This is a genomic window from Achromobacter sp. Bel (assembly GCF_012928505.1).
In the GTDB taxonomy this organism is placed as follows: domain Bacteria; phylum Pseudomonadota; class Gammaproteobacteria; order Burkholderiales; family Burkholderiaceae_B; genus Achromobacter.
On the sequence record NZ_JABBJN010000096.1, the window covers coordinates 1 to 10,258 of the forward strand.

At 67.4% G+C, this 10,258-nt stretch carries 9 protein-coding genes; 4 read left to right on the forward strand and 5 right to left on the reverse strand.

Annotation, left to right across the window (positions count from 1 at the left end; translation table 11 throughout):
* A partial coding sequence (locus HG262_RS29935) for an MFS transporter (RefSeq protein ID WP_169274457.1) occupies positions 1-576 on the reverse strand: 576 nt, incomplete at its 3' end.
* Positions 573-1,118, reverse strand: a complete 546-nt coding sequence (locus tag HG262_RS29940; protein ID WP_169274458.1) for a GNAT family N-acetyltransferase — start codon at positions 1,116-1,118, stop codon at positions 573-575. The genes HG262_RS29940 and HG262_RS29935, both read right to left, overlap by 4 nt.
* 117 nt (positions 1,119-1,235) lie before the next feature.
* On the opposite strand from HG262_RS29940, the gene HG262_RS29945 reads away from it, so the two are divergent.
* Positions 1,236-2,126: a LysR family transcriptional regulator gene (locus HG262_RS29945; RefSeq protein WP_169274459.1), complete on the forward strand. Its 891-nt coding sequence runs from the start codon at positions 1,236-1,238 to the stop codon at positions 2,124-2,126.
* On the opposite strand, the gene HG262_RS29950 is transcribed toward HG262_RS29945, so the two are convergent.
* Positions 2,074-3,111 carry a 2-isopropylmalate synthase gene (locus HG262_RS29950; RefSeq protein WP_169274460.1) on the reverse strand — a complete coding sequence of 346 codons (1,038 nt, stop codon included), beginning with the start codon at positions 3,109-3,111 and terminating at the stop codon, positions 2,074-2,076. The two genes, HG262_RS29945 and HG262_RS29950, sit on opposite strands and share 53 nt — an antisense overlap.
* A 347-nt stretch (positions 3,112-3,458) precedes the next feature.
* On the opposite strand from HG262_RS29950, the gene HG262_RS29955 reads away from it, so the two are divergent.
* The 3 genes from HG262_RS29955 (at position 3,459) to HG262_RS29965 (ending at position 8,124) form a co-directional block, all read left to right on the forward strand.
* On the forward strand, positions 3,459-4,283 hold the full coding sequence (locus HG262_RS29955; RefSeq protein WP_169274461.1) for a helix-turn-helix transcriptional regulator: 825 nt from the start codon (positions 3,459-3,461) through the stop codon (positions 4,281-4,283).
* A gap of 101 nt (positions 4,284-4,384) precedes the next feature.
* Positions 4,385-6,253, forward strand: coding sequence for a dihydroxy-acid dehydratase (ilvD, locus tag HG262_RS29960; protein ID WP_169274462.1), 1,869 nt, complete (start codon positions 4,385-4,387; stop codon positions 6,251-6,253).
* A 989-nt stretch (positions 6,254-7,242) separates the two neighbouring features.
* Positions 7,243-8,124: a LysR family transcriptional regulator gene (locus HG262_RS29965; RefSeq protein WP_169274463.1), complete on the forward strand. Its 882-nt coding sequence runs from the start codon at positions 7,243-7,245 to the stop codon at positions 8,122-8,124.
* Between the two features lie 37 nt (positions 8,125-8,161).
* Here the strand turns inward: HG262_RS29965 and lpdA are convergent, their stop codons facing one another.
* Positions 8,162-9,559, reverse strand: a complete 1,398-nt coding sequence (gene lpdA, locus HG262_RS29970; protein WP_169274464.1) for a dihydrolipoyl dehydrogenase — start codon at positions 9,557-9,559, stop codon at positions 8,162-8,164.
* A gap of 8 nt (positions 9,560-9,567) precedes the next feature.
* A partial coding sequence (locus HG262_RS29975; RefSeq protein ID WP_169274465.1) for a 2-oxo acid dehydrogenase subunit E2 occupies positions 9,568-10,258 on the reverse strand: 691 nt, incomplete at its 5' end.

Consider the following 10,258-nt stretch of genomic DNA (forward strand, 5'->3'; position numbering starts at 1 on the left):
TCTTCCGATCTCGGGGGCGGCGTAGCGTTGACGGGGCAGCGCCAGGTACAACGGCAGCGTGGCCAGCGCCAGCGCGGCGTAGACCAGCACGGCGCCGCGCCAGCCCAGCCAGGCGGACAGCGCGTGGCCCACGGGCCACATCACCGTGGACGCCAAGCCGCCGAACAGCGTGATCTGCGATATGGGTCGGCGCGCGGTGGGGCCGGCGGCGCGGGCAAGCGACGCAAAGGCCGCGTCGTACAGGCACAGGCGCATGCCGATGCCCAGCAGCAGCCAGGCCAGGAAATACACGGGAACGGCATGGACGGCCGCCAGCAGCGTACAGCCGGCTGCGGCGACCACGGCGCCCATGGGCATGACGCGGTGGCCGCCCCAGCGGTCCACGGCCATGCCGGCCACCGGCGAAACCAGGGCCATCGTCACGATGGCGGCGGAAAAGCCGCCGTAGACCGTGGCAGGGCTCCAGCCCAGGTCGGCGACCATAGCCGGGCCCAGTGCGCCGATCAGATAGAACGTCACGCCCCAGCCGATCAGTTGGGTCAGGCCCAGGCAGACAATGGCGCGCGGCGGAATCACGGCCGCTGCGGCGGGGTGGTGTCGCCTGCGCCCAAGGCGCGTTGCATCAGAACGGTGTCGCGCCATTCACCATGCTTGTGCCCAACCGACCGCAAGGTGCCGACCGGGTGGAAGCCCTGGCTGGCGTGCAGCGCCAGGGACGCCGCGTTGCGGCTGTCGCCCACCACGGCCAGCATCTGGCGCCAGCCGGCGGCGGTGCAGCGTTCGATCAGCGCGGCCAGCAGCTTGCCGCCGATGCCCAGCCCGCTGCGGCCCGCCTTCACGTATACCGAATCCTCCACCGTGTGGCGGTAGGCCGGACGCGGTCGGTACGGGGTGACGTAGGCGTAGCCGACGACCTCGCCGTTGATCTCCGCCACCAGATAGGGCATTTCCTTTTCCAGCACGCTGCCGCGGCGCTGACGCATTTCGGCGATGGAAGGCGGTTCCAGTTCGAACGAGGCGGTGCCGTGTTCGACATGGTGTGCGTACAGGGTCTTGATGGCGGGCAGGTCGGCGTCCGCGCTGTCGCGGATCAGGACGGTAGGCTGGGTGGGCGGCATGAAAAAAGGGCGGGAAAGTCGATGAGGGAGAACCAGCCGCCAGTGTCGCGCAACGCAATTCATTAATAAAGCTTTGGTTTATTATGATTTTCATAAGTAAAACTTTGGATTGAAGCGATGCGTGGCTTGAACCTGGACCATCTGCGCACGTTCGCCCAGGTGGTCGAATTGGGCAGTTTTTCTGCTGCCGCCGAGCGTGGCGGCGTGACGCAGCCTGCCGTCAGCCTGCAAGTCCGCCAGTTGGAAAGGCGTTTCGGCTTAAAGCTGGTCGAGCGCATCGGCCGTCGCGCCGGACCGACCGCCGCCGGGCTGGAATTGCTGACCCACATCCGCGTCATCGACGCCGCGCTGGCGCAGGCCGAACAAGCCATGTCGGCCCATGCGTCGCAGGTATCCGGGCGGATCCGGCTGGGCACGGGCGCCACCGCCTGCACCTATCTGCTGCCGCCCTTGCTGGCCGACCTGCGCCAGCGCTTTCCCGCGCTGGATATCGTGGCCAGCACCGGCAATACGTCGGACATGTTGCGCGGGCTGGAGCACAACACGCTGGACATGGCGCTGGTCACGCTACCCGCGCCGGGCCGCATGTTCCAGGTCACGCCGGTGCTGGAAGACGAATTCGTGGCAATTTTTCCCGCCCGCGATTCAGGTGCGATTCCCGACGCCGTGACGCCGCAGTCGCTGGCGGGGCTGCCGCTGGTGCTGTTCGAGCCCGGCGCCCGCACGCGGCGGCTGGTCGACGACTGGTTCGAAGCGGCGGGCCTGGCCGCCAAGCCCGTCATGGAACTGGGCAGCACGGAAGCCATGAAGGAAATCGTGGCTGCCGGCCTGGGCTGCGCGGTGTTGCCCAAGCTTGCCGTGTCCGGCGCGGGGCGGCGCGACGCGCTGGCCGTGCGTTCGCTGACGCCGCGCCTGTCGCGCGACCTGGCCATCGTGCTGCGCCGCGATAAGCCGCTTAGCCGGGGGCTGCGGCACCTGGAAGCCGCGCTGTTGGCGTTGCGTGCGTGAACGCGTAAGGGTGGAAGACATCCACGGGCAACTGGTTGCAGTCCTGGACGCATTCGCGCACGGCGGCCATGTCGGAGAAGTCCAGGCCGCTCCGCACGCCTTGCAGGTCCAGATTCATGGCCAGGGTCACCAGATCCACATTGCCGGTGCGTTCACCGTTGCCGAACAGGCAGCCTTCGACGCGGTCGGCGCCTGCCAACACGGCCAGTTCGGCCGAGGCGACGGCGGTGCCTCGGTCATTGTGCGGATGCACGCTCAGCACGATGCTGTCGCGCCGTGCAAGATGGCGGTGCATCCATTCGATCTGATCGGCGTACACGTTGGCCGTTGTGCACTCTACCGTGGACGGCAGGTTGATGATCATCTTGCGGGCAGGCGTGGGGGCCCAGATGGCGCTGACCGCATCGCAGACCTCCAGCGAGAAATCCAGCTCGGCCAGGCTGAACGTTTCCGGCGAGTATTCGTAGATCCATTCCGTTTCGGGGCAGGCATCGGCCAGCGCCCGGATCTGTCGGGTGCCGGCCAGGGCGATCTCCTTGACTTCGGCGCGCGTCATGCCGAACACGATGCGCCGCCATTGCGGCGCGATGGGCGCATACAGGTGCACGATGGCGCGCGGTACGCCGCGCAGCGATTCGAACGTGCGCTCGATCAGGTCGGGGCGCGACTGCGTCAGCACCTCGATCGTGACGTCTTGCGGTATGCGGCGTTCTTCGATCAGCTTGCGCACGAAGTCGAAGTCCGTATCCGATGCCGAGGGAAACGCCACTTCGATTTCCTTAATGCCGACCGCCACCAGTTGCTCGAACATGCGCAGCTTGCGCGCGCCGTTCATGGGCTCGACCAGCGCCTGATTGCCATCGCGCATGTCGGTGCTCATCCAGACGGGCGGCGCAACGAGGCGGCGCGCAGGCCAGGTGCGTTCCGCGTAATCGCGCGTGAACGGTTGGGTGGGGTGGTATTTGTGTTGGGGGTGTTCAAGCATGGGGACCTCCGGCCGCGAGCAGGCGCCGCGGCATCAGACAGCCATGGCCGCGTGACGCGGCGACGGCAAAGCAATGGGGGAGGTGGCTTCGGGGCCCGTCAGCGGGCCCCGGGCTGCCGGGCGGCCACGGGGCGCAAGGCCCGGCAACCGCGCGCTAGTCGCAGGGGTAGGGCCGGTGAGGCTGCGCCGGCCGCCCGCCCCTGCCCGGCGGCGGCAAACGCGGCGCGGACGGTGCAGGGGGCGAATGGCAAGAGCATGGCGGCGTCAGGAGATTCAGCAGGGATTCGGGGATGATAGGTACACTGGGAAAGACCGTCTAACGCTATCAAGACATTAATCGTCGCTAAATGGACATTCCTGCGCCCCCGTCCGCCGGCAAATCGCGCGCTCCCGCCGAGGTGGACCTGTTCCCCTACGAATCGTCCCAGCGCCCGGTGGCGGGGCTGGCGGTGGATTACGAAGATGGCCACCGCGTCCGCCGGCATCGGCATCGCCGGGGCCAATTGCTGTACGCGATCTCTGGCGTGATGACGGTGGACACCGATGCGGGCATCTGGGTGGTACCGCCGACGCGGGGCGTCTGGGTGCCCGCCTGGGTGCCGCACGGCATCCGCATGAGCGGGGAACCGCGCATGCGCACCGTATTCGTCGAGCCGGGAACCGCGGCGCATCTTCCGGAACAATGCTGCGTGCTGTCGATTTCGCCGCTATTGCGCGAACTGATGGTGGCCGCTGCCGATGTGCCGTTGGATTGGGCGCCCGGCACGCGCGATGGACGGGTGATGATGCTGCTGTTGGACGAGCTGCGCCAGGAGCCCGTGCTGCCGCTGCACTTGCCGCAGCCATCCGAGCCGAGGCTGGCGCGCATCTGCCGCGCCATTGTGCGCCATCCCGAGCGGCAAGCGGGGGCGGCGGACTGGGCGCGGGAATTGGGCGTGGACGCCAAGACGGTGCACCGCCTGTTTTTGCGCCACACGGGCATGACCTTCGGCCGCTGGCGCCAGCAGGCGCGTTTGCTGGCCGCCATGGAGCGGCTGGCGCGCGGCGCGCGGGTGTTGGACGTGGCGCTGGACCTGGGCTACGACAGTCCCAGCGCGTTCGCGGCGATGTTCCGCCGGGCCGTGGGCGAGCCGCCCAGCGTGTTCGCGGCGCGCGGCGGGGCGTCCGCCTGATGGCCACGAACCGCCTCGGGGGCGGCCGCCGGGCAGCGCCGCCCCGATCCAGCGTATTATTTACCGTTTTGCCGCCACGCTAACAGCACTCGAGACAAATCATGCCGCACTACCGTTCCCGCACATCGACCCACGGCCGCAACATGGCCGGCGCCCGCGCCCTGTGGCGCGCCACCGGCATGAAGGACGGCGATTTCGGCAAGCCGATCATCGCGGTAGTGAACTCGTTCACGCAGTTCGTGCCGGGCCACGTGCACCTGCGCGACCTGGGCGCGCTGGTGGCCAAAGAGATCGAAGCCGCGGGTGGCGTCGCCAAGGAATTCAACACGATCGCCGTCGACGACGGCATCGCCATGGGCCACGGCGGCATGCTGTATTCGCTGCCGTCGCGTGAACTGATCGCCGACTCGGTGGAATACATGGTGAACGCGCACTGCGCCGACGCCATGGTCTGCATTTCGAACTGCGACAAGATCACGCCGGGGATGTTGATGGCCGCGATGCGCCTGAACATCCCGGTGGTGTTCGTGTCCGGCGGGCCGATGGAAGCGGGCAAGGTCAAGTCGCCGACCGACGGCAAGGTGATCGCCAAGATCGACCTGATCGACGCCATGATCAAGGCGGCCGACCCGAAGGTCTCGGACGCCGAGGTGGCGGAAGTGGAACGCAGCGCCTGCCCGACGTGCGGCTCCTGTTCCGGCATGTTCACCGCCAACTCGATGAATTGTCTGACTGAAGCCATCGGCCTGGCGCTGCCGGGTAACGGCACCATCGTGGCCACGCACGCGTGGCGCAAGGGTTTGTTCGAACAAGCCGGCCGCCTGGTCGTGGACCTGTGCCGCCGCTACTACGTGGAAGAAGACGAATCGGTCCTGCCGCGCAACATCGCGACGAAGAGCGCGTTCCAGAACGCGATGGCGCTGGACGTGGCGATGGGCGGTTCGACCAATACCGTGCTGCACCTGCTGGCCGCGGCCCAGGAAGCGGGCGTGGATTTCACGATGGCCGACATCGACCGCATTTCGCGCAAGGTGCCCTGCCTGTGCAAGGCGGCGCCCGCCACCGACAAGTACCACATTGAAGATGTGCACCGCGCAGGCGGCATCCTGGGCATCCTGGGTGAACTGGCGCGCGCCGACCTGCTGGACCTGTCCTGCGGCAACGTGCACAGCGGCACGCTGGGCAACGCGATCCAGAAGTGGGACGTGGCAGGCGAGGCCGGCGAAGAAGCGCAGAAGTTCTACCGCGCCGCGCCGGGCGGCATCCCGACGACGGTGGCGTTCAGCCAGGACGCAACGTTCCTGACGCTGGATACGGACCGCAAGACGGGCTGCATCCGCAGCAAGGAAAGCGCCTACTCGAAGGACGGCGGCCTGGCTGTGCTGTACGGCAATCTGGCCGAGAAGGGCTGCATTGTGAAGACGGCCGGCGTGGACGAGTCGCAATGGGTCTTCACGGGCCGTGCGCGCGTGTTCGAAAGCCAGGACGATGCGGTGGAAGGCATCCTGGGCGACAAGATCGTGGCGGGCGACGTGGTGGTGATCCGCTACGAAGGCCCGAAGGGCGGTCCGGGCATGCAAGAGATGCTGTATCCGACGTCATACCTGAAGTCCAAGGGCTTGGGTAAGACGTGCGCGCTGTTCACGGACGGTCGCTTCTCGGGCGGCTCGTCGGGGCTGGTGATCGGCCATGCGTCGCCGGAAGCGGCGGAAGGCGGCACGATCGGCCTGGTGGAAGAAGGCGATGTGATCGAGATCGATATCCCGAACCGGAAGATGCACCTGGCGGTGTCCGACGAAGAACTGGCGCGTCGTCGCGCGGCGATGGATGCGCGCGCGGATGGCTGGGAGCCCGTGGGACGCGAACGCGTCGTGTCGCTGGCGTTGCAGGCTTATGCCGCGTTGGCGACGTCGGCGGATCGCGGTGCGGTGCGGGATTTGTCGCAGCTGAAGCAGAAGGGCAAGCGGTGATTGCCTGATTGCTCGGGGTGTGAAAAAGGCGGCGCTTTTTGCGCCGCTTTTTTTTGTTGCCGGGGGGGGCGGTTGGCGGCTGGTGGCTTCGTAGGTCGCACGTTGGCGGGGTCGGACGGATGGCGCGCGCCCACGATTGCGGTCCGGAGCCTTCGCTCCGGACTGCCCCGTCGTCATCCTCGTACGCCTTCGGCTCCCTACGGATTCCCTCGGGCGCATCAAGGTTGCGCGCCATCCGCCCGACCCCGCCAACGTGCTGGCGCTATCTTGGTTTGCGCGCTGCTAGACCGTTACTGACTGGCGAGACTTGCGTGGCCCGCCGCACGCGGCCGCGCGGGCGGCCGCGTCCGACGTACGCGTTGACGGGGCGTCATACGATGGTCGCTTGCGCGCTTGTGGTGAATGGTTTGCTATTGAGCTTCGCAATCGGGGGGGAGGTGGAGCGACGGGTGGCGCGCGGCGGGCAGCCGCTTGCTGATTGAGACCTGTACGCGCGCCATCCGTCTAAAAAGAAGGCCGTTGATTGGTCGATGCGGTCGCTCAGCGTTCGGCACTTTTCGTGCGTCTCTGATGTGATTTTCGCGTTGCGCGCTGCGCAGCATCCTCGCCCGCAAAATTCCGTGGAAGCCCCCAAAGGCCGCCCGCGCGGCCGGCCGGGGGCAAGCCCCGCAAGATCTTCCATTACTTTCGACTCGGGGCTAGAACCCTACGAGCACCGCTCGTCCCCGATGACGTCAGATTGCAAGCGCCGGAGCACGGCGCGGTGAGGCCCTGGGGGGCGCGGGGAGTCGATAAGCCCGAGGGAATCTGAAGGAGCTGCCGTAGGCAGTGACGAAGATGACGACGGGGCAGTCCGGAGCGAAGGCTCCGGACCGCAATCGTTGACCCGCGCCCCCCAGGGCCTCACCGCGTCGTGCGTCTCAAGAACAATCACCACGCCCATCACAAGGAAACCCCGATAGAATTCCTAGACCCAGCCTGGAGCCCCCATGTCCCTCAATTCTGAAGCGTTGCGCCTGTTCCTTGGCGTCGTCGATGCCGGCTCCATGAGCGCGGCGGCAGAGATGCTCGGACAGACCGCATCAGGCGTCAGCCGGGGCCTGTCACGGCTGGAAGACGAGTTAGGCGTCATTCTCTTGAACCGGACAACCCGGCGCATGGAATTGACCGAAGAAGGCGCGCACTTTCTTCCCAAGGCCCGGCAGATCGTGGCGGCGTTGGAGGAGGCCGAGGAATGCATGCGGATGGTGCATCAGCGGCCGGCGGGGCGGTTGCGGGTGGATGCGTCAGTGCCGGTGATGCTGCATTGCGTGGTGCCGCACGTGGGAGAGTTCCGGCGCGAGTATCCCGAGATCACGCTGGAACTGACCAGCAACGACCGCATCGTGGACTTGATGGAGCATCGCACCGATATTGCGATCCGCATGGGGCCGTTGACGGATTCGACTTTGCACGCGCGGCCGTTGCGGCCGGCGCCGCGGTGGATGATGGCCAGCCCCGAGTACATCGCGCGGCGCGGGGCACCGGAAACGGTGGAGGATCTGGCGGAGCATGAGGTGTTGGGGTTCACGCACCCCGAAAGCCTGAACGTGTGGCCGCTCAAGCATGCGGGCGGGTCCAGTTATCTGGCGACGCCGACGCTGGCGACGTCCAGCGGGGAAACGCAGCGGCAGCTGGCGCTGCGCGGCGTGGGGATCGCATGCCTGTCGGATTTCGTCGTGCGCGAAGACATCGCGGCCGGGCGGCTGGTGAAGGTGATGGAGGGCGTGTACAGCGATTATCTGCAGCCCATGCACGCGGTGTATCACCGCAACACGCAGCTGTCGCGGCGCATTGCGTGCTTTTTGGATTTCTTCGCCCGGCGGGTGTAGGAGGGATGGGTGGCATCGCGCAACCCATCCTGCCGCGTTACGCGTGCAGCGCCCGTCCAAACGCCGACAGCACCGATTCATGCAGCGTTTCCGACAAGGTCGGATGCGCGAACACGGTGTGCATCAGGTCTTCTTCGGTTGCCTCCAGTGAGGCCGCCACGCCGTAGCCAGTGATCAGTTCGGACGCTTCCGGATGGATGATGTGCGCGCCCAGCAATTCCCCTGACTTCGCGTCGAACACGGTCTTCACCAAGCCCTGGTCTTCGCCCATCGCGATCGCCTTGCCGTTGCCGGCGAAGGTGAACTTGCCCACGCGGATCTCGCCGCCGGTCTGCTTGGCGTGTTCGCGGGCGCGGGCCTCGGTCATGCCGATGCTGGCGACTTGCGGGTACGAGTACGTGCAGGCCGGAATGCGCAGCGGGTCGATGGCGTGGGTGGGCAGGCCCGCGATGGCTTCCACGCACAGCACGGCTTCGTGGCTGGCCTTATGGGCAAGCCATGGGGCGCCGGCCACGTCGCCGATGGCGTAGACGCCGGGTTCGCCGGTGCGGCATTGGGCGTCGGTCACGATGTGGGTCTTCTCGACCTTGACGCGGGTCTTTTCCAGGCCCAGGTGCTCGACGTTGCCGACGATGCCGGCGGCGACGATGACGCGGTCGATTTCAAGATCCGTCTTCTTGCCTTGCTGCTCCAGCGTCACCTTGACGCCCGTGGCGGTGGGCGAGGATGCCGTGACGGCGCATTGCGTCAGCACGCGGATGCCTTGCTTCTCGAACGCCTTGCGCGCCAGTTGCGAGATCTCGGCATCTTCTTGCGGCAGGATGTCCGGCGTCATGTCGATCAGGGTGACGTCCGAGCCGACGGCGCGGTAGAAGCTGGCGAACTCCGCGCCGATCGCGCCGGCGCCCACGACCAGCAGCGACTTCGGGATCTCGGCCGGCGCCAGGGCCTGGCGGTAGGCCCAGATGCGTTCGCCCACCGGCAGCGCCGGCAGGTCGCGGGCACGCGCGCCGGTGGCCAGGATGATGTGCTTGGCCGACAGCGTGGCGCCGGTGTCCAACGCCAGCTTGCCCGAGCCGGCCAGCTTGGCGCTGGCGGCGAACACGGTGACGCCGTTCTTCTTCATCAGGTGCGCCACGCCCTGGCCCAGGCGGCCCGCGACGTTGCGCGACCTGGCCACCATCGCGGCCAGGTCGGGGCGGGCATCGCCCGCGCCCGTGACGCCGTAATGGGCGGCTTCGCGGCAGGCGCGCAGCACGGTGGCGCTGTGCAGCAAGGCCTTGGTGGGGATGCAGCCCCAGTTCAGGCAGATGCCGCCCAGTTCGGCGCGCTCCACCAGCGCCACCGACATGCCCAGTTGAGCGCCGCGGATGGCGGCGACGTAGCCGCCGGGGCCGCCGCCGACGACGATCAGGTCAAACACGGTCTTGGTCATCGTCGGGCTCACAGCAGGATGCGTACGGGGTTTTCGATCAGCGTGCGGAACGCCGCCAGCCAGCGCGCGCCGACGGCGCCGTCCACTGCGCGGTGGTCGGCTGACAGCGTCACGGTCATGACGGTGGCGGCGACGAGTTCACCCGCGTCATTCACGACCGGGCGGCGTTCGGCCGCGCCCACGGCCAGGATGGCGGCCTGGGGCGGGTTGATGATGGCGGCGAACTGGCTGATGCCGTACATGCCCAGGTTGCTGACCGTGAGCGAGCCGCCGGTGAATTCTTCGGGCTTCAATCGGTTGATCTTGGCGCGTCCGGCCAGCTCGACGATTTCGCCCGCGATGGCGGACAGGGACTTCACGTCCGCGTCGCGCACGATGGGCGTGACCAGCCCGCCGTCGGTCGCGACCGCTACCGAGATGTCGGCGCCCGCGTGGTATTCGATGGCGTCTTCGTGCCAGCTGACATTCACTTCCGGCACTTCGCGCAGCGCCAGCGCGGCGGCGCGCACGATGAAGTCGTTCACCGACAGCTTCACCGCGCCACCTTGATTGGCTTGCGCACGCAGGGCCAGCAGCGCGTCCATGCGGCAATCCACCGACAGGTAGAAGTGCGGCACGTTCTGCTTGCTCTCGGTCAGGCGGCGGGCGATGGCGCGGCGCATGCCGGTGTGGGGCACACGGCGCGCGGCGGGGCGAGAT